Annotated in this window: 23 protein-coding genes, 1 tRNA gene and 1 pseudogene; 19 read left to right on the forward strand and 6 right to left on the reverse strand. The window is 63.2% G+C overall.

All coding sequences use genetic code 11. The features are described from left to right. Window positions 1-131 precede the first annotated feature (131 nt). The gene (locus XH85_RS42720; protein WP_128936722.1) at window positions 132-3,188 is read right to left on the reverse strand and encodes an ATP-binding protein; all 3,057 of its coding nucleotides are present in this window, start codon (window positions 3,186-3,188) and stop codon (window positions 132-134) included. 262 nt (window positions 3,189-3,450) lie between these two features. Here XH85_RS42720 and XH85_RS42725 point away from each other — a divergent pair, with 262 nt between their 5' ends. The 9 genes from XH85_RS42725 to copC all read left to right on the forward strand — a co-directional run bounded on the left by XH85_RS42725 (window position 3,451) and on the right by copC (window position 10,276). Continuing rightward, window positions 3,451-3,945: a hypothetical protein gene (locus XH85_RS42725; protein ID WP_128936723.1), complete on the forward strand. Its 495-nt coding sequence runs from the start codon at window positions 3,451-3,453 to the stop codon at window positions 3,943-3,945. A 315-nt stretch (window positions 3,946-4,260) separates the two neighbouring features. Further along, window positions 4,261-5,298: a thermonuclease family protein gene (locus XH85_RS42730; protein ID WP_128936724.1), complete on the forward strand. Its 1,038-nt coding sequence runs from the start codon at window positions 4,261-4,263 to the stop codon at window positions 5,296-5,298. A gap of 13 nt (window positions 5,299-5,311) precedes the next feature. Continuing rightward, window positions 5,312-6,067 carry a pentapeptide repeat-containing protein gene (locus XH85_RS42735; protein WP_128936725.1) on the forward strand — a complete coding sequence of 252 codons (756 nt, stop codon included), beginning with the start codon at window positions 5,312-5,314 and terminating at the stop codon, window positions 6,065-6,067. A 553-nt stretch (window positions 6,068-6,620) separates the two neighbouring features. Then, window positions 6,621-7,484, forward strand: a complete 864-nt coding sequence (locus XH85_RS42740) for a DUF6662 family protein (protein WP_128936726.1) — start codon at window positions 6,621-6,623, stop codon at window positions 7,482-7,484. 19 nt (window positions 7,485-7,503) lie between these two features. Continuing rightward, window positions 7,504-7,959 (forward strand): FMN-binding protein, encoded by a 456-nt coding sequence (locus XH85_RS42745; RefSeq protein ID WP_128936727.1) that lies wholly within the window; start codon window positions 7,504-7,506, stop codon window positions 7,957-7,959. 2 nt (window positions 7,960-7,961) lie between these two features. Further along, the gene (locus tag XH85_RS42750; protein ID WP_128936728.1) at window positions 7,962-8,777 is read left to right on the forward strand and encodes an FAD:protein FMN transferase; all 816 of its coding nucleotides are present in this window, start codon (window positions 7,962-7,964) and stop codon (window positions 8,775-8,777) included. A 51-nt stretch (window positions 8,778-8,828) separates the two neighbouring features. After that, complete coding sequence (locus XH85_RS42755) at window positions 8,829-9,284, forward strand: cytochrome b/b6 domain-containing protein (RefSeq protein WP_164940900.1); 456 nt, start codon at window positions 8,829-8,831, stop codon at window positions 9,282-9,284. Window positions 9,285-9,583: 299 nt separating this feature from the next. After that, window positions 9,584-9,877 (forward strand): hypothetical protein, encoded by a 294-nt coding sequence (locus XH85_RS42760; RefSeq protein ID WP_128936730.1) that lies wholly within the window; start codon window positions 9,584-9,586, stop codon window positions 9,875-9,877. A 24-nt stretch (window positions 9,878-9,901) separates the two neighbouring features. Beyond that, on the forward strand, window positions 9,902-10,276 hold the full coding sequence (copC, locus tag XH85_RS42765) for a copper homeostasis periplasmic binding protein CopC (protein WP_128936731.1): 375 nt from the start codon (window positions 9,902-9,904) through the stop codon (window positions 10,274-10,276). Between the two features lie 474 nt (window positions 10,277-10,750). On the opposite strand, the gene XH85_RS42770 is transcribed toward copC, so the two are convergent. Beyond that, a tRNA-Met gene (locus tag XH85_RS42770) sits at window positions 10,751-10,827 on the reverse strand. 310 nt (window positions 10,828-11,137) lie between these two features. Here XH85_RS42770 and XH85_RS42775 point away from each other — a divergent pair. Further along, window positions 11,138-12,595, forward strand: coding sequence for a coniferyl aldehyde dehydrogenase (locus tag XH85_RS42775; protein WP_128936732.1), 1,458 nt, complete (start codon window positions 11,138-11,140; stop codon window positions 12,593-12,595). A gap of 248 nt (window positions 12,596-12,843) precedes the next feature. Here the strand turns inward: XH85_RS42775 and XH85_RS42780 are convergent, their stop codons facing one another. Further along, window positions 12,844-13,605, reverse strand: a complete 762-nt coding sequence (locus XH85_RS42780) for an SDR family oxidoreductase (protein WP_128936733.1) — start codon at window positions 13,603-13,605, stop codon at window positions 12,844-12,846. 136 nt (window positions 13,606-13,741) lie between these two features. On the opposite strand from XH85_RS42780, the gene XH85_RS42785 reads away from it, so the two are divergent. Together XH85_RS42785 and XH85_RS42790 are read left to right on the forward strand one after the other, a co-directional pair. Next, entirely contained in the window at window positions 13,742-14,254 is a 513-nt protein-coding gene (locus XH85_RS42785) for a CvpA family protein (protein WP_128936734.1), read from the forward strand. A gap of 124 nt (window positions 14,255-14,378) precedes the next feature. Then, on the forward strand, window positions 14,379-15,161 hold the full coding sequence (locus tag XH85_RS42790) for an SDR family oxidoreductase (RefSeq protein ID WP_128936735.1): 783 nt from the start codon (window positions 14,379-14,381) through the stop codon (window positions 15,159-15,161). 196 nt (window positions 15,162-15,357) lie between these two features. Here XH85_RS42790 and XH85_RS42800 read toward each other — a convergent pair whose 3' ends face one another. After that, on the reverse strand, window positions 15,358-15,834 hold the full coding sequence (locus XH85_RS42800; protein WP_128936737.1) for a DUF3775 domain-containing protein: 477 nt from the start codon (window positions 15,832-15,834) through the stop codon (window positions 15,358-15,360). A gap of 126 nt (window positions 15,835-15,960) precedes the next feature. On the opposite strand from XH85_RS42800, the gene XH85_RS42805 reads away from it, so the two are divergent. Further along, the gene (locus tag XH85_RS42805; RefSeq protein ID WP_164939758.1) at window positions 15,961-16,812 is read left to right on the forward strand and encodes an MBL fold metallo-hydrolase; all 852 of its coding nucleotides are present in this window, start codon (window positions 15,961-15,963) and stop codon (window positions 16,810-16,812) included. Window positions 16,813-16,818: 6 nt separating this feature from the next. Here the strand turns inward: XH85_RS42805 and XH85_RS42810 are convergent, their stop codons facing one another. Further along, complete coding sequence (locus tag XH85_RS42810) at window positions 16,819-17,772, reverse strand: IS110 family RNA-guided transposase (RefSeq protein WP_128930866.1); 954 nt, start codon at window positions 17,770-17,772, stop codon at window positions 16,819-16,821. Between the two features lie 428 nt (window positions 17,773-18,200). On the opposite strand from XH85_RS42810, the gene XH85_RS42815 reads away from it, so the two are divergent. The 6 genes and pseudogenes from XH85_RS42815 to XH85_RS42840 all read left to right on the forward strand — a co-directional run bounded on the left by XH85_RS42815 (window position 18,201) and on the right by XH85_RS42840 (window position 24,779). After that, window positions 18,201-19,043, forward strand: coding sequence for a fumarylacetoacetate hydrolase family protein (locus tag XH85_RS42815; protein WP_128936739.1), 843 nt, complete (start codon window positions 18,201-18,203; stop codon window positions 19,041-19,043). Window positions 19,044-19,187: 144 nt separating this feature from the next. Next, entirely contained in the window at window positions 19,188-19,799 is a 612-nt protein-coding gene (locus tag XH85_RS42820) for a glutathione S-transferase family protein (protein WP_128937622.1), read from the forward strand. A gap of 15 nt (window positions 19,800-19,814) precedes the next feature. Then, the gene (locus tag XH85_RS42825; protein WP_128936740.1) at window positions 19,815-20,684 is read left to right on the forward strand and encodes an MBL fold metallo-hydrolase; all 870 of its coding nucleotides are present in this window, start codon (window positions 19,815-19,817) and stop codon (window positions 20,682-20,684) included. A gap of 212 nt (window positions 20,685-20,896) precedes the next feature. Then, on the forward strand, window positions 20,897-22,045 hold the full coding sequence (locus XH85_RS42830) for an alpha/beta hydrolase (RefSeq protein WP_128936741.1): 1,149 nt from the start codon (window positions 20,897-20,899) through the stop codon (window positions 22,043-22,045). Window positions 22,046-22,110: 65 nt separating this feature from the next. Continuing rightward, window positions 22,111-23,082 (forward strand): iron exporter MbfA, encoded by a 972-nt coding sequence (gene mbfA, locus XH85_RS42835; RefSeq protein WP_128936742.1) that lies wholly within the window; start codon window positions 22,111-22,113, stop codon window positions 23,080-23,082. Between the two features lie 250 nt (window positions 23,083-23,332). Next, a pseudogene (locus XH85_RS42840) lies at window positions 23,333-24,779 on the forward strand (amidase). A gap of 224 nt (window positions 24,780-25,003) precedes the next feature. On the opposite strand, the gene XH85_RS42845 reads toward XH85_RS42840, so the two are convergent. Beyond that, the gene (locus XH85_RS42845) at window positions 25,004-26,092 is read right to left on the reverse strand and encodes a Zn-dependent alcohol dehydrogenase (RefSeq protein ID WP_128936743.1); all 1,089 of its coding nucleotides are present in this window, start codon (window positions 26,090-26,092) and stop codon (window positions 25,004-25,006) included. Window positions 26,093-26,126: the final 34 nt, after the last annotated feature.

Raw genomic sequence — 26,126 nt, forward strand, 5'->3', positions numbered from 1 at the left:
AAAAACAACCCCATGCACAGTAGAAGCGTCGTGCTAAGCCTTTGTATCAGTTGCAATATTTAATTGACCCGTCGGGCAGAAAAACCGGCACGACGGTACCATCGCACGCCCACCCCATGAAGGCACAAGGTTCAGGTGAGCTCGTCGCCTTGGGCCAGCATCTCGCCTAGCATCGCCTCGGCCTTGTGCTGGAGCGGCAGCGCGCCGCTCTCGGAGGCGATCGCGATAGCGGCGCGCAGGGCTGCGAGGGTGGCCGCCCTGCTTTCGGCGCTGGACGCCGGCATCACCACGGCTTCGCCAAACAGGGCCTCGGCCTCGAGGCCCGAGAACCCCTGCTGGCGCGCCGTGTTGCGCGCCTCGCGCAGCATGTTCTGCGCAGCCCTGGCGTCGCCGAGGCGGTAGGTAGCCAGCGCCAGGTAGATCGAGCTGCGCAGCACCGCCGAGGTATAGCCGACCGCCTTCGCCTCCTCGCGCGCCTCGGTCAGCACGCCCCGCGCCCGATCGAACAGGCCCTGCTCCAGATAGGCCATGCCGAGATGGCAGGCGAGTACCGGCACGAACAGCCGGATGCCGTGCTTCTGCGCGAGGACGAAGCCGTCCTCGAGGATGGAAGCGGCCGCCGCCGGATCGTTCTGCCCCAGCTTCAGCCATCCGCCGCTATAGGCGGCCGCGACGCGGTCGTAGGGGCGGTTGGTCTCGTCCGCGATCGCGGAAGCTTGTTGTTGGAGCTGCTCGGCGACGTCGAGCTCGCCCATGACGGTGTGGGTGATGCTGTTCATCATGCAGCACAGGAGGAGCAAAGATCGTGGGGTCGTGCCGATAGGAGCACTCGCTGTTGGACCCGCAAGATGGACGCGGGCCGTGGCCAGCATCTTCTCGGCGCCATGGTAGCGGCCGGAAAGAAAATAGGCCTGCCCGAGACCATATTGAGCGAGATTGCGCCAGCCGGGGTTGCCCGAGCTTTCCGCCAATTGAACAACATCTTCGCCGATCGCGACAGCTTCGACCGGCGTCCCGTAGAAGTTCTGCGCGCCCGCTCTCATGGTCATGGCCGCCACTTTGCGTCCAATGTCGCTGATCGCATCTGCTCGCCGTTCGGCTTCCCGCCCCAGGTCCAACGCCTCCGCCACCCGCCCTGATCCGGCAAACGCCAAACGCGCCTCCATCCGGAGGTCAATGGCGTCCATCTCTCGCGCGTGCGTCAACGGCGTCTTGTCGAGAGACCCCATTGCGATCTCGAAATAGTCGACCGCGTCGACATAGGCCGAGCGCGCCAGACATTTCCGGGCCGCGCTCCTGCCATGGCGAAACGCCTTCTGCCAATCCTTCGCCCTCGTCGCGTGATAACAGAGGGCATCCGGATCGTCGGCCCATGCCTCGTCACCTTCAAGGGCGGCAAGTATGCTGGCATGGATGCTTTCGCGCACCTTTTCGACCATCGAATCGTAGGTCACCTGCCTGACCATCTCGTGGCGAAATTCGAGCGAATCCTCCAACTCACTGTCGATCTTGACCAGCAGTTCGGCCCGGTCGAGTGCGGCGAGGCAATCCTGCAGGACGTCTTCCGGCAAGGCCGCCACTTTCCGCAACATGGCCTGGTTGGCCCGGCGTCCAAGCGCCGCGGCGATCTGAAGAAGTGACCTTTCCTGTCGAGACACGCGATCGAGCCGTGCCGCGATCACACCTTGAATGCTGCTGGGGATGCCGAGCTCGTCCACAGGACGCGCAAGGGAAAGGTCACCCCACTGGCCAAGAAGCAGGCCGCTGTCCTTCAGACTGCGGCAGACCTCCTCGATGAACAGCGGAACGTTGGCGGTATGAGAGATGATCCGATTCTTCAGGTCCGCATTCGAGGTGGCGGGGCCAAGCATCTCCGCGAGCATGGCCAGACCCGAATCGTCGTCGAGAGGCCGCATCGCCACGATCTCCGCGTGGCAATTTGCGATCCACACCGGCATTCCGTTGGGCCGCGTCGTCAGCAGCACAAGCAAATCGGGGCTTTGCAGTCCGGAAAGGGTGGCCACAACCGTGTCGCTGGCCCGATCGATCCAGTGCAGGTCTTCGATCAGAAGGACGGTGCGCTGGCGACGGGCGATGCTCTCGACGATCGCGCAGCTGGCGTCTGAAATCGCTCGGCCGCGGGCGTGAGGCTCCAATTCGTCCCATTGCGGATCGGAAATCGGTAAGTCCAGGACCGCGTCGATGGCTCGTTGCTGCACCACCGGCAACGTGTCTCTGGGATCGTCCGTCCTGGTCTGACCCCTCGCAGCTGTATCAAAGACCGACAGCAACAGGCGCTTGAGGGCGCTGTACGGAGCACCCTGGAGATTCGGGCTGCACTCGGCATCGATCAGCCGCCAGCCGCTGGCCCGGAGATCTTGCGCAAACTCGTGCGCAAGCCGCGACTTTCCGATGCCGGCGTCACCTGTCAGCAGGACCGTCTGCCGGCCGGCGGCGACCCTTTCCGTGGCACGCCATAGCAATGCCCTCTCTGTCGTGCGGTCGACGAAACGGGAAACGCTGCGCGCACGTCGGACCCGCCAGCTCGATAGATCGCTCGCGCCCATGATCCGGTACACCGGCATGGGCTCGCCAAAACCACGGAGCGCTTTTCGGCCGAGGAATTCAAAGCGCACATGTCCGTCCGCGAGCTCCTGGCAGGCTTGCGAGACATAGATCTGGTTCGCCTCGGCCGCTGCTTCCAGCCGAGCTGCTAGATGCTGAGCGGCCCCGCCGATCTCGTAGACTTTGGAAAATTCGCTGGCGACCATGTAGGTCACCACATGACCCGAGTGGAGGCCGACCCGGACCTGAAGACCGGGATCGCCCAGGCTGCCGACACGCCGGACAAGCTCGATGGCCGCGTGACAGGCCAGGGGCGCATGGTTGTCGTCGGCGATCGGAGCGCCGAATACCGCTGCCAACCCGTCGCCCAACTCTTTACTGACGATGCCACCAAACTGCCGCACCGCGCCTCTCATCGCCGCAAGCGCCGGCTCAAGACGCAACACCGCCTGCTCCGGCTCCAGTTCGGCAACGAGTCCGGTGGAATCGACGACGTCGGCGCGCAGAATCGTTACAAATCGTCGTTCGCTATCGGGATCGACGCGCTGACGGACCGCCGCTCCGCATTTGGAGCACCAGCTGTCGCCCGGACCAATTGCCGACTGACACGCGAAACAATGCATTCCAGTGCCTTCAACGACTGCCCCGGCAGTCCCCGCTCCAACGCCTACGCGGCGTTCGACCCAACATTACCCATAGGAGGATGCATGGCAATCGGACCTGCGGCATACGCGATGTTACTGAATGGTGCGTCTCTGGACGAAGCGCACTCCTGGGTGGTAGCGTGACTGCGCACCAAAATTGCGTGATCGGCCGCAGCGTGACGCGTATTTTCGGCCTGCCCGCTACAGATTTTGACAAACAGACATATCGAGGAAAGAGGCGATGGCCGGACTGGTATATAGCGGCAAGGCATTTCGAGACTTGATGAACAGGAACTACTATCCTTTAGCGAACATGAAGAAGAGTGTCGCGAAGCTCAAGGCATCGGACGATATCGATCTGCCAACTTTGGAATATGGCCAATACCACCTGATCTTGAACCCGCCATCGAAGTGGCCGCAGGGCAGCGCCAAGTACTGGCACAAGGAGAAGGGCCGAGCCCGCGTCGATCTCAGCACCCAGCCGAACACGGTCCCGCTGTCCAAGGATGAGCCCGGCGTCATTCCTCTGACGCGATGCGATCTGCTCGATGCCTGCGTCCGGAAATGCTTCAACTCCGAGCCGCCGATCCCAATGAAGACGAAGATCATCACCCATGCGGCAAGCGATGCCTACGCGCACCGGCACGAGATCCGGCTGGAGTGGGAGTACAAGAACGGCGAGGACAAGGCGCCGACGCTGCTCTATCTGACAATGGTCTGTCCGCACAGATCGTGATCTTCAGAAGCGTTCTTCTTGGTTCAAGAACCCATTGCCGCCCCCCGCGCGACAGGCGCGCGGGCGTCTTGCTGCGACTGATCGATCCCACTCGTCCAAGATCTGACGTCCGCCGCTCTGGCCCTTCGAGCGTATTCACTGCGAGAAACCCCGTTGTCAGCCTCGTGTAAGTCGAGAGCTGTCGCCGCGACCGCGTCGCAGCTGTCGCAGCTGCCGTCATGGGACTGTCGCACGAAGATGATCGGTTGCCTCTCATTGTGCGCGCGAATCGCTTTGTCAGAAGTCGATGGTCGCGCGCGGTGACAGGAGCGGCCGATGCCCGTGGGACTGCTGGAGGTCGAAGGCACCATCGAGGTCAAGCAGTTCTGGCCGGAGGGGCGGTCGGACGCCGACACCACCAAGGTGGTGGTGACCATCGCGCCGGACGCGATCCGCTTCCGCAAGAACGACACCTCGCCATTCCAGCCGACCCATGTCTTCGAGGGCGCCAAGGTCAAGGGCCGCACGTCGACCGCGCCGATCAAGAACGGCAAGCTCACTGTTCGCCTCCAGGGCATCGACGCGCCTGAGCTGCACTATCAGCCCTCGCCCCTGTCGACCGCCGAGAAGAAGGGACTGACGGAGGCCAAGAAGCAGGCCTATCACGAGGTCACCCATTCCTACCGGCAATTCCTCGGCGCCACCGCGAGCAAGGCTCTGCACGATTTCCTCAGCCGTGCCGGCGAAGCCGCGCTTCCCTGCCGGGTGTTCACCCATGTCGATGCGCCGAACGAGGTGTTCGACACCTATGGAAGGCTGGTCGGCGACATCGAGGTGACGGTCGGAGGCGAGACAATCGACATCAACCACTGGCTGGTCGAACAGGGCTTTGCCTATCCGACGTTCTACTCCTCGATGAACGACGACGAGATCAGGGCTATCCTCGCCCTCGCCAAGAGCGCGCGCAGCAAGAAGCTGCCGGTCTGGAAGCATCTCGCCAAAACGATTGGCGCCTTCGACTTCGACCTGCGCGAGCCCAGGGCTGGCGACACCGCCGTGCTCGCGACCGACAAGGGCCCGGTGATCCCGCCAAAACTCTACCGCCGCTACACCAACTGGTCGGCGCGCAAGAAGGCCAAGGTGACGAGCCAGACCTTCCAGAAGTTTTTGGGCGAAGGCTCCGGCGGCAAGCCCGACACCTGCTACGAGACCAGCGACTTCCTGGCCAACGGCGTGCACGCGGCAACGCCAAGGAATTTTGCGGAGTTCGTCGAGGGCGGGACAACGATCAAGTTTCAGCCGGAGGGGCTGGTGTTTGGGGAGGCACCGTCGAGCCTGGTGGGGGCGGATGGGAAGATGATTAGGGAGTTTTGAGGGGAGGCGCGCCATGCCGAACCGCTTGCGGCGCTCAGCCTCACGGGCCAGCGCTTCAAGGTTACGATCTGATCTCGGCGTCTCCTGCGCCGCGGACGCAGTGAACATCTTCCAAGCTATTGATCTTTCGCAATCGACCCGGATCGAACGAAAACGTCAGATCGCGCGACAGAGTTGCATGGCTAGATCTGATGATCCCGATGCTTTGCCTAAACCGGATGAACCTCTGGATCGTACGGTGCGCCTGCCGCCCAACGACTGCTCGCTGGCCGGGACAGTGCAGCAGGGCCGCGACATGATGTTCGCTCAACTCGCCGGCGTCGACATGGCGGAAGCGGACTTTTACTGGGCAATGTTTCACGATGCGGTGCTCGAAGGCGCCATTTTGGCGCGTTGCGACCTGCGCGGCGCGACCTTCAATAGCGCCAATCTGCGCCGAGCCGACCTTCGCGGTGCCAATTGTGGGCTCGACAATCTGGGCGGTTCGACCGATTTCATTGGAGCTGACCTGTCAGGTGCCGACTTGCGTCGGGCCAATATCGGTGGTGCGGATTTCACTGGCGCGAAGTTGATCGGCGCCGATCTTTCCGACGCCAATGCCGTCAGTGAGTTGCCTAACTGGCGTCTCACGTGGTTCAGGGGCGCCGATTTGACCAATGCTCGTCTTGCGGGAGCAAGGCTGAGCGGCGCGACATACGATGATCGCACTGTCTTTCCCCGCGGGTTCAATCCGAACGAGGCCGGGATGATCCGGTTCATCGGGCGATAGATGTAGGTGGTGGACGTGAACATCTTCGAATTGCGGTGGCAGGGCATTCGATTGAGCGGCGAGTAAGTCCCGTGATTGCTGCAACGTCTCGCCAAGCTGAGCCTGGGGACGACGGAGCGACGAGCACCGGCACCGAACAGTCCTAGGCAAGCCGATCACGAGTCTCGGCTCCTTCGAACACCGCTTGGGCTGCTGCGGCGGTTCCGTCGCGGCCAGCTTCAGCGTCTTGCGAAGACGTCGGCACGTCGTGCTCCCTGACGACAAGTGCAACAGATCCGAACCTCGATTGGAATTTGTCAAAATTAGAATCGCTCCAGCCAGAAGGCGAATAGAGGGTAAGCTGCTCTTGCTGCTCACTTACTTATTTTTCCGAAACCTTGCGAAATGACGCCGAGCATCCCGCGAGTGAAGGTGCTGGACGAGTTTAGATTAATTCCAACCTGAGGTGTATTGTCACACCTTCGTGTGTCGCTGTAGGCCGCGTCCCACAGGCTTTTCTTTGATGGGGACGACAGTGAAGCGTTTGGTGGGACCGATATGCGCGGCAGCTGTGATGCTGACCGCTTGTCAGGCGCGTGCAGGGGAATCGCCGTTCGGCTGGATCTACACCGCCGATGTGCATCCGCAGGGCACGTTTGAATACGAACACAAATCGTTCATGCAGTCAGGGCAGTCGCAGGGACAGTATTTTTTCATGCAGAACAAGGAGGAGATCGAATATGGTCTCACCAACCAGCTGCAGATTTCCGGTTATTTCAACTGGAGTTATGCCAACGCCTTCCGCAACGGCTTCGACGGGACGACGGGCGGACCGGGCGTGACTCAGTTTCTCGATGCTTCCTTCGACCCGTACTCGCGTTACGAGAAGACTCGCTTCGATTCGGTTTCCTTCGAGGCGATCTATCAGGTTCTCAATCCCGTGACCGATCCGATCGGGCTCGCGCTCTACATCGAACCGGAGATCGGGCCGAGGGAGAAGGAGCTGGAATGGCGGGTGATCTTGCAGAAGAACTTCCTGGAGGATCGCCTCATTGCCGCTATTAATATCATGGGCAAGCATGAGCGCGAGGTGTACGCCGACGGCTCGATCGAAAGAGCTTCGCCGATCGACGTGACCTTCGGCATGTCCTATCTCGTGATGCCGAACTGGATGATCGGCTTCGAGACCCGCGTCCACAACGAATTCACCGGCTACTGGTTCAACAATCCCGAACATTCCGCATTCTTTGCCGGACCCGTCATCCACTACGCGCAGAAGGAATTCTGGTGGACGCTGGCCTGGCGTCACCAACTGCCGATGGTCATCACCTACAACGAGGATCAGGCGTCAGTGGTGAAGCACGGACGCATCTACGGCGACGAGCACGCGCGCGACGAGGTGATGTTCCGCCTCGGCGTGCCGTTCGCTGTGAAATGAAGTTTCGAGGCGGGGCAGCATGAAGTGGACACCACTCCTCGCCGCGCCGGCAGCGATCGTTCTGATCGCGCCGGCTGGCGCCACCGTGTATATGAGTGAACAGCAGGCGATGCAGGCGATCTTTCCCGGCGCATCGTTCGTCCCCGGCGGCAGGGCGGGAGTCTTCCGCGCCTCCTCGGGAGGGATCGTCGTGATCGACCGCGTGCTCGGCAAGCACGAATACATCAAATACGCCGTCGGCATCACCGCCGGCGGCACGGTCAAGCATATCGAAATCCTCGAATACAACGAATCCTATGGCTACGAGGTTCGCGAGGCCTCGTGGCGCTCGCAATTCATAGGCAAGAGCGCGAGCTCGCCGCTGCAGCTCAATGTCGATATCAAGAACATCAGCGGCGCGACCTTGTCGTGCAAGCACATTACCGATGGCGTGAGACGTGTTGTCGGGCAGTACCAGAGTCTGAGGGGGCAGTAGCCATGAGGCGCGCACGACCGCTGCTGGGCACGATCGTGGAGATCGAGGTCGAGGGCGTCGCGCAAGCCGACGCTGAACGAGCGGTTGCCCGCGCCTTCGAGGCGGTATTGCTGGTTCAGCGTCTGATGAGCTTCCACGATGCAGGTAGCGACATCGGACGCATCAACCGCGCGGCGTTCCGAAAGCCCGTGACAGTCCATCCCTGGACGGCGCGGGTTCTGCGTCACGCGGCAGCGTTTCATGCAGCAAGCAACGGCCTGTTCGACTGCGCGGTCGGCTTCGAGCTGATGCGCCGCGAGTTGCTGCCGTCCAACGACCTCGACCATGTCTGTGAAGGCGACTTCAGCGCAGTCCGCCTGTCGGAGGATCGGTCCGTGCGTTTGACGGCACCGGTGGCAATCGACCTTGGCGGAATCGCCAAGGGCTACGCGGTGGATCGCGCCGTCGCCTCGCTTCGCGCTGCGGGCGTCCGATGCGCGACTGTCAACGCCGGCGGCGATCTGCGCGTCATGGGCGAGATCGACCAGCCGATCCATGTGCACGTTCCAGGCCGGGGCTTGCTGCAGGCCGGACTGTTGCGCAACGGCGCCATCGCGACCTCCTCCTCCTTCGCCACTGTCGGCCGGAACGGAGCGCTGGAATCGCCGGACTCCACAACCGATAGACGAGCCTATTCGGTCGTCGCACCAAGCTGCATCGTCGCGGACGCTTTGACAAAGATTCTGGTCCAGAGCGCCGAGCCGCAGCATCCCTGCTTCGGTCGCTTCGGCGCGACGGCTTTCATCAGCGGCGGTGATCTCCAGCCAATGGCGGCCTGATCCATGCGCCTCGGCTTTGTTCAAAAGAGCGCTGTCTGGACCGCAACCGCGGTGGTCGCGCTGACCGGCGCCGCCTGGTTCGTTCTGCACGACCTCGTCGACGCCGAGCCCAGTGAATCCGAACGATTGCTATTGATGCTCCACGGCATCTCGGCCTATGCAGTTTTGATCGCAATCGGCTCGCTGCTGCCGTTGCACGTGCGGTCGGGCTGGCACCGGCGCCGCAAGCGATGGACCGGCGGCACCACGCTGGCCATGCTTGCCTTGCTCGCCATGACAGGTCTCGTGCTCTATTACGGGGGCGAACAAACGCGGGAGCCGGCCCGGTGGATCCACATCGCCATCGGGATTGCATGCATGGGGTTGTTTCCTATCCACGCGCTACTTGCGGCAACGGTCAGGCGCAGCGCTGACAGCGCGATATCATCTCGGGATGGCGCGGCGGAGAGCGAGAGTCGCGGCGCATCCGCAATCACCGGTCGACGCACCGAAGCGCTTTCGCAGTGAAATTCCATTCGATTTGGAACCCAGCCAGCGCTGCACGGCTGTGGAGCCTCGCTGTTAGGCTAGGCGCCGTCCCATGAAAACGCCACGCGGATAACCACGCTTTCTCTATCCTGTGTGGCGAGTTGCAACGATTCGTCGAGAGGCGGACTCCCTGATGAGATCGACAGGAAGCGCAACGAAAGGGAATCCGAACCCTGTCTCTTTCCCGTCAAACTTGGTTCAGCATTCATTCAAGCGCGAATGCCTATTTTTCCCGGAATAGGTTCCTCGTATCGCCTCTTAGAGTCGGGAGAGTTGTCATGAAACTGAAGAGTGCACTTCTGGCCACCGCGTTTGCCTTTACGGCACTGTCCACGCTACCGGCGCTCGCCCATGACGAGTGGGACAATGGGCACCGCGCATTTCATGACGAGCTCGGCGAAGCTCATGAACGGGCGCACGAGGAAGGGTTTGAGAGCCGTGCCGAGCATCGCGCCTATCACCGCGCCCTCCGCGACTTGCACGGGGGCTATCATGAGGATCGCGGCGACTACAGCTATTATCGGCCGCGCTACAATTATTACTATCCCAATTACCGCAGTTGGGGATGGTAGGCTTCGAGGCGAGGAGAATGAAATATGCGCGCTAGACTTTTAGCCATCAGCGCGGGCATCGGCCTCGCCCTTGCTGCGACCGAAGCAATGGCTCATCCTAAGCTCACATCCTCTGCTCCACCGTCGGATGGCATAGAGCGCGCCGCGCCCACGACCAAGGAAATCCGCCTGAACTTCTCGGAAGGAGTTATTGCCAAATTTTCAGGCCTGGAGTTGCGGGACGAGAGTGGCAAGTCGATTGCTACAGGTACCCCGGCAGTCGACCTGAAGGACAAGAAGCAGCTTGTCGTGCCTCTCGATGCGCCGTTGCCGGCCGGCAAGTACCGGGTGATATGGCACGCGGTCTCTGAGGACACCCACCGCGTCAAAGGCGAATACACCTTCACTATCGGCAACTAGTCGTGGAGCTATGGCTCGTCCTCGTCCGCTTCGTGCATTACGCGACGTCCCTCGTCCTAGTGCTGTTTCCTTTGTACGCCTATCCGCGAGCGGCAAGTCGCGGCGGTGGCAGCCGTGGGCTGGCAATCTCGCTGTCGGTTTCACTTCTCATCCTTGCCAGCGGCGCGAAAGACAATGCACATTTGCTGCAGCACAGGAGTTGAGAGAGCGCCGCCTTCTGCGATGCGTCGGGATGCTTCATCAGGTCCATAAGCTACGCGGAGGGTGGCAGTGCACTCAATTGACGGTTGGAAGGTCGCAACTGCTGCAACACCCCGCCGAGCCGGCCGAGTCGGTGGTTTGCAGGCGCGCTGCTAACCGACATGAGCGCGACGGCACTGGCCGCGGCCTGAGCCGGCCCGCGATCTTTCCACCAAACACAAATGGCCCGCGTCGCGCGGGCCATTTTCGTATCGGATCCGGTCAATCCGAATTTGGTTGCGGGGATAGGATTTGAACCTATGACCTTCAGGTTATGAGCCTGACGAGCTACCGGGCTGCTCCACCCCGCGTTAAACACTTGCTTTGCCTTCGCCAAAAGCCGGCGACGGTCGGTTGAGGCCCGCGCTGTTCGCGTGGCTTGCCTCACTCGTCCCAAAGGCTTCCTTGGAAGGCAACCCAGGGCAACGCCCATCGGGTGCGGGGCGTATGTATCAAGGCGGGCCGGCTTTGGAAAGGGCTGCGGGAACGTTTTTTTCGACTTTATGACAACGGATGGACCGATTTTGGGTCCGTTTGGCATGCACTTGCCAGGAGTTCCGCAAAGGGCCAGCTTGGCCGCAACAAAATCAGGGCCAGACGCCCATTTTAGGGAGGAACGCCATGGACCGTGCCTTGGATCACGCCTTGGACCAGTCCCTGACAAGCACCCCGCTGCGGGCGCTGGAGGATGCCTTCCATGCCATGATTGCGCGGTCGCGGACCGAGCCGGCGCCTGACCTCGCCGAGCGGCTCGACCGGCTGGCGCGGCTGCGCGCGGTGGTCGCGGACAACGAGGAGCGCTTCCGGCAGGCGATCTCGGCCGATTTCGGCCACCGCTCGGCGGTCGAGACCACGATTGCCGAGACCATGCTGGTCTTCTCCGAGATCCGGCATGCGACAAAACACCTGAAGAGCTGGATGACACCGCAGCGCGTTGCCACCGCGCTGCAATTCCTGCCCGCGCGCAACCGGCTGATGCCGCAGCCGCTCGGCGTGGTCGGCATCATCGCGCCCTGGAATTATCCGCTGCAGCTCACGCTCGCGCCCGCGATCGGCGCCATCGCCGCCGGCAACCGTGTCATCATCAAGCCGAGCGAGCTCGTGCCGCACTTCTCGGCGCTGCTGAAGGAGACGGTCGGGCAGAGGTTCGATGCCACCGAAGTGCTCGTCACCGGCATCGAGGACGAGATCGCAAAGGGCTTTGCGCGCCTGCCGTTCGATCATCTCGTCTTCACCGGCTCGACGCGGGTCGGGCGGCTGGTCGCGGAGGCTGCGGGACGCAATCTGACGCCTGTCACGCTCGAGCTCGGCGGCAAGTCGCCGGCGATCATCGACGCCTCGGCGGATCTCGATGAGGCGGCCGAGCGCATCGCTTATGGAAAGCTGCTCAATGCCGGCCAGACCTGCATCGCGCCGGATTATGTGCTGGTGCCGGAGAATTCGGTGCAATCCTTTGCCGAAAAGGTGCGCACACAGATGCGGCGCATGTTCGGCACCGATCCCGCCGACAAGGACTACACCTCCGTCATCTCCGACCGGCATTATGCGCGGCTCGAAGGCCTCGTCGCGGATGCCGCGCAGCGCGGCGCCAAGATCCTGCAACCGGCAAAGCCCGACGATCCCAACTGGAAGGCGCACCGCAAATTCCCGCCGACGCTGATCCTCAGTGCGACCGAAGCGATGGCAGTGATGCAGGAGGAGATCTTTGGGCCCGTGCTGCCGGTGCTGGGCTATCGCGATCCGGCCGACGCCATCGCCTTCGTCAACGCCCGCGACCGGCCGCTGGCGCTGTACTGGTTCGGCAAGGACAGCAACGCGCGCGACGAGGTGCTGGCGCGCACCATCTCCGGCGGCGTCACAATCAACGACTGCCTGTTCCACTTCACGCAAGTCAACCAACCGATGGGCGGCGTCGGCGCATCCGGCACCGGCGCCTATCACGGCGAATGGGGCTTTCGCACCTTCAGCAAGCTGAAGCCGGTGTTCTATCGCTCCAAGTTCAACCGCCTCGCCGACCTCTATCCGCCCTATGGCGGCAAGATCGCGCGGCTGGAGAAGTTGATGCGGTTCATGTCGTAGGCTGTCTCAACGCCTCAATCACGCCGACGCTGATCGGTGGCAACACCAATGCACCGACCATCATGATCGCGGAGAAGGCGGCGGATATGCGGTAGCTCTTCTCCCTCTCCCCGTTCTTACGGGGAGAGGGTTGGGGGCCTCTATCCGCGAACTCGGTGGGAGACGGACTCGCGGAGGCTCCCCCTCACCCGGAATTTGCTGCGCAAATTCCGGCCTCTCCCCGCACGCGGGGAGAGGCGAAGACACGCTCAATTCAACAAGAACCCGCCGTCCACGGTGACCACACTGCCCGTCATGTAGCGCGAGGCGTTCGACGCCAGCAGCAGGATCGCGCCGTCGAGATCGGATTCGGCGCCGACGCGGCGCTGCGGGATGCGTTTAGCCAGGCGCTCACCTGCGGGCGTCGACCAGAAGGCGTGGTTCATCTCAGTGTCGATGTAGCCGGGCGCGAGCGCGTTGATGCGGATGTTCTGCCCCGCGAGCTCCAGCGCCATCGCCCTGGTCGCCTGGATGATGCCGGCCTTGGAGATCGCGTAGGGCGACACTGCCTTGAGCACGCCGGTGCCGAGCACGGAGGCGATGTTGACGATGTTCCCCGACTGCTTGCGCGCGATCATGCGCCGCGCCACTTCCGTCGCGAGGAAATAGGCGCCCTTGAGGTTGGCGCCGATCACGGCATCCCAATCGGCCTCGGTCTGCTCGGTCGCGAGCTTCTCGATGGCGATGCCGGCATTGTTGATCAGCACGGTGACGGGCCCGAGCGCGGCTTCCGCCGCATCGACCGCCCTGGCGATCGACGCGGTGTCGGTGACGTCGAGCGCGACGGCGGCAGCGCGGCCGCCCTTGCCGCGGATTTCTTCTTCCAGGCTTTTCAGCTTGTCGGTCTGCCGCGCCGCGAGCGCGACGGATGCACCATGGGCCGCCAGCACCCGGGCAAATTGCCGCCCCAGCCCCTGGCTCGCGCCTGTTACGAGGATGGTTTCTTTACTGACGTCGAATAGGTCTGACATGGCGATTTCCTTGGACGACTAGCTCGAGCTTTTGCAGCCATCAATACAGACGATTTTAGCGATCTGAAACCGGAATGATCGGTTCGGCGTTCATTCGTTCCAGCGCGGCAGCGTTCCCCGAGGTGAGCTCGCACGCATGAACGGTTTCGATCTCGCGGTCTATGCGGCACTCGCCATCGCGGTCGGCCTCGGATTCAGGACCGGGCTGCTGCGCAGCGCCATGACCATCCTCGCCTATCTCCTCGCCGCGCCGATGGCGGTGGCGTTGATGCCGCTGATCGCGCCGCAGATCGCCGCCAATCCGAATTCGCCGCTGCTGCAGAACTGGATCTGGTTCTTCGCCATCTTCCTGGTGGTCGGCATGCTGCTCGGGCATATCGGCCGTGTCGCGCTGAACGACACCATCGGCGAGGCCGGCATCGGCGACCGGCTCGGCGGCGCCGCGCTCGGCGCCATCAGGGTCGGCCTCGTCGCCATCACGCTGGTAGCGGTGTTCGACCAGATCGTGCCGGCCAATCGCCAGCCGCCGTTCCTCGCCGGCTCGCATCTGCGACCGTTGTTCTCGACGGTGGGGCGGATGGGATTCAAATCGCTGCCGCCGGAGGCGGCTGCCGCGATCGACCGCCTCAAGCAGGAGCGGCGCATCTAGGGCGCATTTGCATCGCCGTAGCGCGCGCCATGCATTTTGAAGCGAGCCCATCCCTTATCAGCGGCATCGATGTTGGCTAGAGTGGCCGCATCCAAAACCTGCCTGACATTACGGGAGTGAAACAGTGGATCTTGGGATCAAAGGTCGCCGCGCCATCGTCTGCGCATCCAGCAAGGGCCTCGGGCGCGCCTGCGCCATCGCGCTGGCGGAGGCTGGCGTTCACGTCACGCTGACCGCGCGCGGTGCCGAAGCCTTGAAGAAGACCGCCGATGATATCCGCAAAGCCTATCCTGACGTGACCGTCACCGAGATCGTCGGCGACATTACGACGCCGGCGGGCCGCGAGGCCGTGCTGAAGGCCTGCCCCGAGCCTGATATCCTGATCAACAATGCCGGCGGCCCGCCGCCCGGCGATTTCCGCAACTGGACCCGCGACGATTGGATCAAGGCGATCGACGCCAACATGCTGACGCCGATCGAGCTGATCAAGGCGACGGTGGACGGCATGATGGCGCGCAAGTTCGGCCGCATCGTCAACATCACCTCGGCCGCGGTGAAGGCGCCGATCGACATCCTCGGCCTCTCCAACGGTGCACGCGCCGGCCTCACCGGCTTCATCGCCGGCCTGTCGCGCAAGACCGTGATCAACAACGTCACCATCAACGGCCTGTTGCCTGGTCCGTTCGAGACCGATCGTCTCACCGGCACCGCCAAGGCCGAAGCCGACAAACGTGGCGTCACGCCGGAGCAGATCCTGACTGAACGTGCCAAGCTCAACCCTGCGGGGCGCTTCGGCCAGCCCGACGAGTTCGGCTATGCCTGCGCCTTCCTCTGCGGCGCCAAGGCCGGCTTCATCACCGGGCAGAACATCTTGCTCGATGGCGGCGCGTTCCCGGGAACGCTGTAGTCGCGATTGCAGGTGTACTCCCTCGCCCCGTTCTTACGGGGAGAGGGTTGGGGTGAGGGGCTCTCTCCGCCAAGCACGGTGACAGTTGGATTCGTGGAGACTCCCCCTCACCCGGATTGCATCTTCGATGCAATCCGGCCTCTCCCCGCAAGCGGGGAGAGGCGAAGAGACCCGCAAGCTGGCTAGTTAAGCAAACTCACCGCTGCTTCGTCGCTTCGTCCTCGTCGCGCTCGCTGGGATCGGAGGAATCGGCGGTGAGACGCTCACGGGCCCAGTCGATACCGAATTCGTCGAGTCCGGCAGCGAGCAGATCGCCCAGCATGGGCTCGCCGAGCAGATAGTGCACCGTCTCACGGCGCGGGCTGCTATACTCACCCCGCGCCTCCACGGCACGGGCGCGCAAATCGTCCCAATCATCGATGGTGCCGTCGCCGCGACCGAGCCAGGTCAGCGCGACGAGATCGATCTGCTCGTCCTCGTTCAAGACGATCATGAAGCTGCCGAGCTCGTGGCCGACCGGATCGGAGCCGTTGTCCTCGAGGACGTCGATCGCGTCGTCATCGCTCGGGTTCGAGCCGGAATCCGGATCGGAAGCCGCCTCCTTGACGTCGAATTCGCGCGCCTTCTCGATGATGAAGGCGACCTTGTCCGCGGAAATCGCAAGCTCTGGCATGGCTCCCTCTCCGGCTTCTTTCCGGTTCCTCGCGATAACGCCACATCACCCCAGATGATCCATTGCGCTTGATGGCGGAAAGTGTGCATGTTCCAACGCAAGAGCAAGAACACGGGGATGCGCCGGATGCAGTGGAAGGTCGGCAAGGTCAGGATCACGAAATTCGTCGAAATGGAGACGGTGGGCTCGACCCGCTTCATCCTGCCGGCAGCGACCCACGACGAAATCCGCAAACTGCCCTGGCTGATCACGCATTTCGCCACCGAAGAAGGCCGGCTGAAGATGTCGATCCACTCGCTGGTGGTGGAGACGCCTACGCGCCGGATCGTGGTCGACACCGGCCTTGGCAACGACAAGCAGGGCCGTAGCGTCCCGACCTGGAACAATCGCAGCACTCCGTTTCTGGAGACCATGACGGCGGCGGGTTTTCCGCCTGACAGCATCGATACCGTGCTGTGCACGCATCTTCACGTCGACCATGTCGGCTGGAACACGAGGCTGGTCGACGGCCGATGGGTGCCGACCTTCCCGAAGGCGCGCTACGTCTTCGGCAGAACCGAATATGAATACTGGCGCGATTACACGGCCGAACCGGATAAGGTTGCGGTGTTCAACGATTCCGTGAAGCCGGTCGTCGATGCTGACCGGGCCGAGCTCATCCCGAGCGATCACCGGCTCTGCGAGGAAATCAAGCTGATCCCAACCCCGGGCCACAGTCCCGGGCACATGAGCGTCCTGATCGAGTCCGGTGGCGAGCAGGGGCTTCTGACCGGCGACGTTGCCCATCATCCCTGCCAGATGGCGCATCTCGACTGGTGCTCGGTCGTCGATTCCGATCCCGCTCAATCGGCGGCGACCCGGCGCGAGATGTTCTCGCGTTTTGCCGACACGCCGACGCTGGTGATCGGCGGCCATTATTCGGCCGGGCATATCAAGCGGGCGGGAGACGCGTTCAGATTTGTGGCGTGGCAATCGTAGCAACCATTAAACGCCGAGGAGTTTTTCAGTCCACGGCGTTCCGCGTTGCACGACGGTGTTGGCATAGATGAGCAGCTTGCGCGCGCATGCGATGAGAGCGGCATTGTGAGCCTTTCCGGCCGCAGTCAGGCGGGCATAGAGGGCCATGACGGCCTTATTCCAGCGGAAGGCCGCAGGCAGGGCTGCCGCAAACAGAGAGCGACGCAGGCGAGCGCGGCCGCCGGCGATACGGCGTTGGCCCTTGTACTGCCCGCTATCGTTGTCGAAGGGAGCCAGCCCGGCAAGGGCTGCGACTTCCTCCCGGCTGACACGGCCGAGTTCAGGCATGCGGACCAGGAGGGCCAGTGCCGTGCGCTCACCGATCCCGGGAATGCTCATCACGAGGTCAAGGCGGACAGCGAGATCGTGGTGAGCGCGTAGTTGCTTGGCGATGTGACGGATTTGGGAGAGCCGCCTTGCCTTCAACCGGGCAATGTCATCCAGCACGATGCGGCGTAGCCCAGGCTTATCGAGATGCTCGAGCCGGGTCTTGAAGCGCTTGATGTCGTCCTCGATCTGCTCGAGGAAGGTGAGCTGCTCGGCGAGCTCCGCCAAGCGCGGATCCGGCGCACTCCTCACCTCTTCGAGCGATGCCGCGCAGGCAGCAATCAGCGCGGCATCCAGCGTATCGTTCTTGGCGCGACGCAATCGGGAGCGGCCGAACGCCTTGACCTGGATCGGCTGCAGCACCAGCACGATGACGCCGGCCGCACGCAAATGCTCCACTACCCCACGCTCGTAACCGCCGGTCGCTTCGATCCCGACTCGCTTGACGCCAGCTTTGGTCAGCAGTTGCACCAGCTTCCGCCAACCGGGAAGGTCGTTGGCGACCTCCCAACCCTCGTCTCGACCATGAACTACAATGTCGAGCTTCGCCTTGGACGTATCGATTCCCGCTGTCGTCGTGCTAGTCTGTGCCATCTTCGTCGACCCTGCCTTGTGAAGCGAACCTGATTGTTCCGGCAACCATCCGGGTCCGATGAAGGTGCTGGCGCGATCCTGCTACGGGGCAGCCACAAACTGCTCAGGGTGGGCGCGATCCGATCGCCAGCGGCCTGCCGCGGGTTGCAGCCGCGGCAGGCCATTCCTCACGGAACACGCCGACAATATCTGATTGCGCTATTACAAGGGTGGGCAAAACGACTTGTCCGCCGTAGCTCGAAGAGCGAAGGCGGAGGCCTGCCCACCAATGCAAGCCACCGATCGAATTGGAGGGCACGGCGCTCGGCGCCTTTGCCCACCCTCCAAGGATTGGCAGCAATGCGCTCCTCTCTAGGCGGTTGAATTTCCCGCCGCCCTGTTCCATGAAGCTGTTTAACCGATCGGTCCATTCCCAGGGAGAAACGAGAATGAAGCTTGTTCGTTACGGCGAGAAGGGTGCGGAAAAGCCCGGCCTGATCGATAGATCCGGCCAGTTGCGCGACCTGTCGGCGCATGTGAAGGACCTGACCGGTGAAGCCTATTCGCCTGATACCCTGAAGAAGCTGGCAGGCCTCGACCCCGCCTCGCTGCCCGCGGTGTCGGGCAAGCCGCGGTTCGGCGCACCGGTCACCGGCATCTCGAAATTCGTCGCCATCGGCCTCAATTACAGCGACCACGCCAAGGAGACCGGCGCTGCGATCCCGAGCGAGCCGATCATCTTCATGAAGGCGAACACCTCGCTGTCCGGCCCGAACGACGCGGTCGAGAAGCCGCGCGGCTCGACCAAGCTCGACTGGGAGGTTGAGATCGCCGCGATCATCGGCACCCCCGCCAAATATGTCTCGGAAGCCGACGCGCTGAACTACGTCGCCGGCTATTGCGTCTGCAACGACGTCTCCGAGCGCAACTTTCAGACCGAGCGCCTGGGCCAGTGGACCAAGGGCAAGTCGCACGACACGTTCGGCCCGCTCGGGCCGTGGCTCGCCACCAAGGACGAGATCAAGGACGTGCAGGACCTGTCGATGTGGCTCGACGTCAACGGCCAGCGTCGCCAGACCGGCTCGACCAAGACCATGATCTTCTCCATGGCGAAGTGCGTCTCCTACGTCTCGCAGTTCATGACGCTCCTGCCCGGCGACATCATCACCACGGGCACCCCGCCCGGCGTCGGCCTCGGCATGAAGCCGCCGACCTTCCTCAATGTCGGCGACGTCGTCACGCTCGGCATCGAAGGTCTCGGCGAGCAGCGCCAGGAGATCATCGCGGCGTAAGCTGCGACGACAGCTGTTGCCACACCGTCATTGCGAGGAGCGAAGCGACGAAGCAATCCAGACTATTTCCCCGGAGACAGCCTGGATTGCTTCGCTTCGCTCGCAATGACGAAACAACTGCCGGATATTCGTCAAGGTACTCACATGAAACTCACCTTCTCCCCCGCCTCGCCCTTCGCCCGCAAGGTGCGCATCGCGGCGATCGAGCTCGGGCTGATCGACAAGATCGAGCTCGTGCCCGCAACCGTCGCGCCGGGCACGGCCAATGAGGATTATTCGCGCATCACGCCGCTGAAGAAGCTGCCGGTGCTGATCACCAATGACGGCGACGTGATTTTGGACTCCTACGTCATCGTCGAATATCTCAACGAGATCGCCGGCGGCAGCCTGATCCCCGACTACGGGCCGCGGCGCTGGAAGGCCAAGACCAACCATTCGCTGCTCAACGGCATGCTCGATTCCATGCTGCTGTGCCGCTACGAGAAGATGGTGCGGCCGCAGGGCCTGCAATGGCAGGCCTGGTCGGACGACCATTGGAACAGGACCTGGACCGGCATGGCGCGCTTCGAGAACATGCCGGAGGTGCTGAACGGCCCGTTCGACATCTCGCAGATCGGCCTCGTTTGCGTGCTCGGCTATGCCGACTTCCGCTTCGCCGATTGCGGCTGGCGCAAGGCCTATCCCAAGCTCGACGCCTTCCATCAGAAGATGCTGGAGCGGCCCTCCGTGAAAATCTCGGTGCCGCCTCCAGCGTAAATCGCAGGAGCTCTCATGAGCCTCAAATACTCGGTCGGCGATCTCACCATCCATCGCGTCATCGAGCAAGAAGTCCCCTTCTTCTCGGCGCTGGAGTTCATTCCCGGGCTGACAGCGGAGGTGCTGGCCGAGAATCGGGCCTGGATGCGGCAGGCCAAGGCACTGGACGAGCAGGACACGCTGATCCTGTGCTTCCAGTCCTACGTGGTGAAGACGCCGCATTACACCATCCTGATCGACAGCTGTATCGGCAACGACAAGCCGCGGCCGCAGCGGCCGAAATGGCACTTGAAGACCGACGACACCTATTTGCGCGGCCTCGCCGCCGCCGGGGTTTCGGCGGGCGACATCGACTTCGTGATGTGCACGCATCTGCATGCCGATCACGTCGGCTGGAACACCCGGCTCGAGAACGGCCGCTGGGTGCCGACCTTCCCCAAGGCGCGCTATGTCTTCGCCAAGCGGGAATTCGACTACTGGACCGAGAACAATGCGAAGGCGGAGGTCCCGCCCTTTGCCGATAGCGTGCTGCCGGTGGTGGAGGCGGGGCGCCACGAACTCGTCGGCGGCGATCATCAGATCGGCGATCACATCCGCATCCTGCCGACGCCCGGCCACACGCCGGGCCATGTCGCCTTCGCCATCGGACGCGGCAAGGACGATGCGGTGTTCTCCGGCGATCTCATCCACTCGCCGCTGCAGGCGCTCTATCCCGAGCTGTCGATGAAGTTCGACGTCGATCAGGCCACGGCGGCGAAAACGCGCCGCAGCTTCCTGGAGCGCTATTGCGACAGCGACACGCTGTGCTGCACCGCGCATTTCCCCTCGCCGTCGGTCGGGAAGATCAAGCGCAAGGGCAGCGGATTCGTCTGCGCGGCGGTTTGATCTAGGACGGCTCGCGCTGCGAACTCCCATCCTCCCCTGGAGGGGGAGGATGGGTTCGCATGGAGCGAAGCGGAATGCGAACCCAGGTGGGGTGACGGTCTATCCTCGTTGAACACTGCCCGTGGGGAGAGATCACCCCACCCCGCTCGCGCTGCGCGATCGACCCTCCCCCTCCAGGGGAGGGTAAGAGCTCCGCCCTCACGGAGGAAACGATGACAACGCTCCCCGACATCCCGCTTCCCGCCAGCATTCGCTCGCGTTACGTCGACGGCATCAACGGCTTGCGCGTGCATGTGCTGGAAGCCGGCTTCGAGACCAAGGGCCGGCCCTGCATCCTCCTGCTGCACGGCTTTCCCGAGCTGGCCTTCTCCTGGCGCAAGGTGATGCCGGCGCTCGCCGCCGCCGGCTATCACGTGATCGCGCCGGACCAGCGCGGCTATGGACGCACGACGGGATGGAGCGCCGAGTACGACGACGATCTCGCGCCCTTCTCGCTCTTCAACCTGGTGCGTGATGCGCTCGCCCTGGTGTCGGCTTTCGGCTACCGGCAGGTTGATGTGGTCGGGCATGATTTCGGCAGCCCGGTCGCGGCCTGGTGCGCGCTGGTGCGGCCCGACGTATTCCGTTCGGTGACGATGATGAGCGCGCCGTTCGGCGGACCGCCGCCGCTGCCCTTCAACACAGTCGACACGCCGGCAAAGCCTGCGGCCGAAGACGCAGTGCATCGCGAGCTTGCCGCGCTGCCGCGCCCGCGAAAACACTATCAATGGTACTATTCGACTCGCGCGGCCAACGGCGACATGCACCGCGCGCCCCAGGGCGTGCACGATTTCCTACGCGCCTACTATCATCACAAGAGCGCGGACTGGACCGGCAACAAGCCGCACCCGCTGGAATCGTGGTCGGCAAACGAACTGGCGAAGCTGCCGACCTATTACGTGATGGACCTGAATGAGACCATGCCTGAGACGGTGGCGAAAGAGATGCCGTCGCCGGCCGCGATCGCCGCCAACCAATGGTTGCCCGATCGCGAGCTCGCCTATTACGCCGCCGAATATGGCCGCACCGGATTCCAGGGTGGGCTGCAATGGTATCGCTGCGGTACGTCGGGCGCTTTCAATCGCGAACTGCAACTGTTCTCTGGCCGCAGCATCGACGTGCCCTCCTGCTTCATCTCGGGCAAGCAGGATTGGGGCACCTATCAGCGCCCCGGCGTGTTCGAGGCGATGCAGGCGCGCGCCTGCACGAAGATGCTCGGCTGCCATCTCGTCGACGGCGCCGGTCATTGGGTGCAGCAGGAGCAGCCTGCCGAAGTCACCCGGTTGCTGCTGGACTTCCTCGCAAAGGCCGGCACCGGCTGATTTGACCGGGGAACCGCGGCGTCCTATATCGTTTAGAATAATTCTAAACTCGTGACAGGGCCGTCGTGAAGAATTTTGCCGATCTGACCGAGCGCGAGGTGCTTGCGGTCGCGATCTCCTCCGAGGAGGAGGACAGTCGCATTTACATGACCTTCGCCGAGGACCTGAAGGAGCGCTATCCGGATTCGGCAAAGCTGTTCGAGCAGATGGCTGAGGAGGAGCGCGGCCATCGGCACATGCTACTGGAAATGTACGAGCAGCGTTTCGGCCAGCACCTGCCGCCGATCCGCCGCGAGGACGTCAAGGGCTTTTTGCGCCGCCGCCCGATCTGGCTGACCAAGAACCTGGCGCTCGATACGATCCGCAGAGAAGTCGAGACCATGGAGCTCGAGGCCGAGCGCTTTTATGCGAAGGCCGCCGAGCAGGCCGAGGACGTCAACGTCCGCCGGCTGCTCGGCGACCTCGCCGAGGCCGAGAAGAGCCACGAGAACACTGCCGCCAGACTGACGGACGAGATCCTCAAGCCCGACGTGCGCGCCAAGGAAGACCGGACGCGGCGACGGATGTTCGTGCTGCAATATGTGCAGCCGGGCCTCGCCGGGTTGATGGACGGATCGGTCTCGACGCTGGCGCCGCTGTTTGCGGCCGCCTTCGCCACGCACCAGAACTGGCAGACATTTCTGGTGGGCCTTGCCGCATCAATCGGCGCCGGCATCAGCATGGGCTTTGCGGAAGCGCTGTCCGACGACGGTTCGCTGACTGGGCGCGGCTCGCCCTGGCTGCGCGGCCTCACCTGCGGCGCAATGACGACGCTCGGCGGACTCGGCCACACCGCGCCCTATCTCGTGCCGGACAGCTGGGCGAACGCATTCTGGATCGCAACCGCAATCGCCTGCGTCGTCGTGTTCTTCGAATTGTGGGCGATCGCCTTCATCCGCGCGCGCTACATGGACACACCATTCCTCCAGGCCGTATTCCAGATCGTGCTCGGCGGCGCCATCGTGCTGGCGGTGGGGATCGTGATCGGGGCGGCGTAGTCGCCTCACCCTCCGTTGTCATCGCCCGCGAAAGCGGGCGATCCAGTACGCCGCGCCAGATATGGTGAGAGCGAGTTCTCCAACGAAGGCCTCTGGAATACTGGATCGCCCGGTCAAGCCAGGCGATGACAGCGAGTTCTTGAACTCCGTCCGCTCCGTCCCGCCCACATATCAATCGCGATCAAACAGCCGTTGCGGCATTCGGCCAAACTGCGCATCATCGTCCAACAATCAGAGCGGGAGAAGCGCCGTGGCCAAATCGGAATGGAGTTTCAAGAGTGCGGTCGAGCTGTCGGCCGCATTGAGTGCGAAGAAGGTCTCGGCGGTCGAGCTCACGCAGGATGCGATCGCCCGTATCGAGCGTCACGACGGCAAGATCAACGCGATCTGCGTCCGGGATTTCGATCGCGCGCTCGGCGCCGCGCGCGAGGCGGACGGTGCGCTGGCGCGCGGCGAAAGCAAAGCGCTGCTCGGCCTCCCCGTCACCGTGAAGGAGTCCTTCAACGTCGCAGGCCTGCCCACGACCTGGGGCTGGACGCCGCAGAAGGATTTCAAGCCGGCGGAGGACGCACTGTCGATCACCCGGGTGAAGAACGCCGGCGGCATCATCCTCGGCAAGACCAACGTTCCCGTCGGCTTGGGCGATTGGCAGAGCTACAACGAGATCTACGGCACCACGAACAATCCATTCGATCTCGACCGCACGCCTGGCGGCTCATCGGGCGGCTCGTCTGCGGCACTCGCGGCCGGCTACGGACCGCTCTCGCTCGGCTCCGACATCGGCGGCTCGCTGCGGGTGCCCGCCTTCCATTGCGGGGTCTATGCGCACAAGCCGACCTACAATCTCTGCCCGACGCGTGGCCATACGCCGCCGCCATTTCCGGCGATCCCGATGGAGCGCGACATGGCGGTGATCGGCCCGATGGCGCGGAGTGCGGCCGATCTGTCCCTGCTCCTTGAGGTGATGGCAGGCCCCGATCCGCTGGACCTCGGCATCGGATACAAGCTCGTGCTGCCGGAAGCGCGACACTACGCGCTGAAGGATTTTCGGGTACTGGTGATCGACAGCCACCCGTTGCTGCCAGCGAATGCTGACGTTCGCGGCGCGATCGAGAAGCTGGCGTGCCGATTGGCGAGCATGGGCACGCGTGTCGCACGCGAGAGCCCGCTGTTTCCGGATTTCACGGAAGCCTCGCGCCTCTACATGCGCATGCTGATGAGCTTTCTCGGCGCGTTCTTTCCGCCGGACATTCTCGCCGGCGCGCGTGTGGGGGCGGCGCAACTCTCACCTGAGGACAAGAGCCTTACGGCAGAGCGGCTGCGCGGCATGACGTACACGCATCAGGCCTGGGCTGCGCGCGCAATGGCGGCAATTGTTCAGGACATTCGATGCGGTGATCTGCCCGATCATGCCGACACCGGCCTATCCGCATGATCATTCGCCGCAGCAGGAGACGCGCCGGATCAACATCGACGGCAAGGACCATGTCTATCCGGACCAGCTTGCCTGGCCCGGCATCGCCACGCTGACGGGCCTGCCGGCAACGGCCATTCCGCTCGATCTGTCGAAGGACGGCCTGCCGGTCGGCGTGCAGATCATCGGGCCGTTCCTCGAGGACCGCACGCCGCTCAAGCTCGCCGAACTGATCGAGCGCGAGTTCGGCGGGTTCTTGCCGCCGAAGATGTTTGATGACTAGTCCTCCCCGTCATTGCGAGCCAACGGGTCCGCGCGAAGCGCGGCCCGATGACAGGCTCCGCGAAGTCACCGCGGAACGGTTCTGGATTGCTTCGTCGCAAGGGCTCCTCGCGGCGGCAGTTCGTTCACACAATTGCCGCCGCGGCGTACTGGATCGCCCGGTCGAGCCGGGCGAAGACACCTGAATTGGCGCGACAACGCCCGAACAGCCGGCAAACGCCAGCGTCAGCTATCGAACACGATCACGCTGCGCAGCGTCTTGCCGGCTTTCATGTTGGCAAAGCCCTCGTTGATCTCGTTTAGCTTCAGCTTGGCCGAGATCCAGTCCTCCAGGTGCAGCCGGCCGCGCAGGTAGAAATCGACCAGGCGCGGCATGTCGACGCGGAAATGGTTCGACCCCATCGAGGAGCCCTGGATCTTGCGCTCGCGCAGGAAGTCGAAGCCGTGCAGCTCGATCTTCTGGCCGAACGGGATCATGCCGACGATCGTCGCAGTGCCGCCCGAGGCGAGCATGGCAAAGGCCTGCTCCGCGGTCTCCTTGCGGCCGAGCACCTCGAAGGCATGATGCACGCCGCCATTGGTGAGATCGCGTACCTGCTTCACAACGTCACCGTCGGCGGGATTGATGATGTCGGTCGCTCCCAGCTTGGTCGCGAGCTGGAGTTTTGCCGGATTGGTATCGATGGCGATGATGCGGCCGGCGCCGGCGATCTGCGCGCCGTTGATCGCGGCCATGCCGACGCCGCCGCAGCCGATCACCGCCACGGTCTCGCCGGCCGTCACCTTTGCCGTGTTCACGACCGCGCCGTAGCCAGTGATGACGCCGCAACCGATCAGCGCGGCGAGGTCTAGCGGCATTTCTTTGCGGATTTTGACGATCGCGTTCTCGTGCACCAGCATCTGCTCGGCGAAGGACGACAGGTTGAGAAACTGGTGCAGCTTCTCTGGTCTGGCCCACTGCATCCGGTTGGAGACACCCGGCAGCATCTTCACCGTCGTGTCGGTGCAGAGCACGGTGCGCCCCGTCGTGCAATTGTCGCAGGTGCCGCAGAAGACCGAGAGGCAGGTGACGACGTGATCGCCGGGCTTGACGTAAGTGACGTCGGAGCCGACCTGTTCGACCACGCCGGCGGACTCGTGCCCAAGCACCGCGGGCAGCGGATGCGGATAGAGCCCCTCCATGAAGTGCAGATCGGAGTGACAGAGGCCGGCGACCGCCGTGCGGATCAGGACCTCGCGCGGGCCCGGCTTCGGCAGGCTGATGTCCTCGATGACGAGCGGCTGGTTGACTTCATAGAGGACGGCGGCCTTCATCGGTGTTTCCTCCTTGTTATAATTTCGTTGAGTG

The organism is Bradyrhizobium zhanjiangense, assembly GCF_004114935.1.
Lineage (GTDB): Bacteria > Pseudomonadota > Alphaproteobacteria > Rhizobiales > Xanthobacteraceae > Bradyrhizobium > Bradyrhizobium zhanjiangense.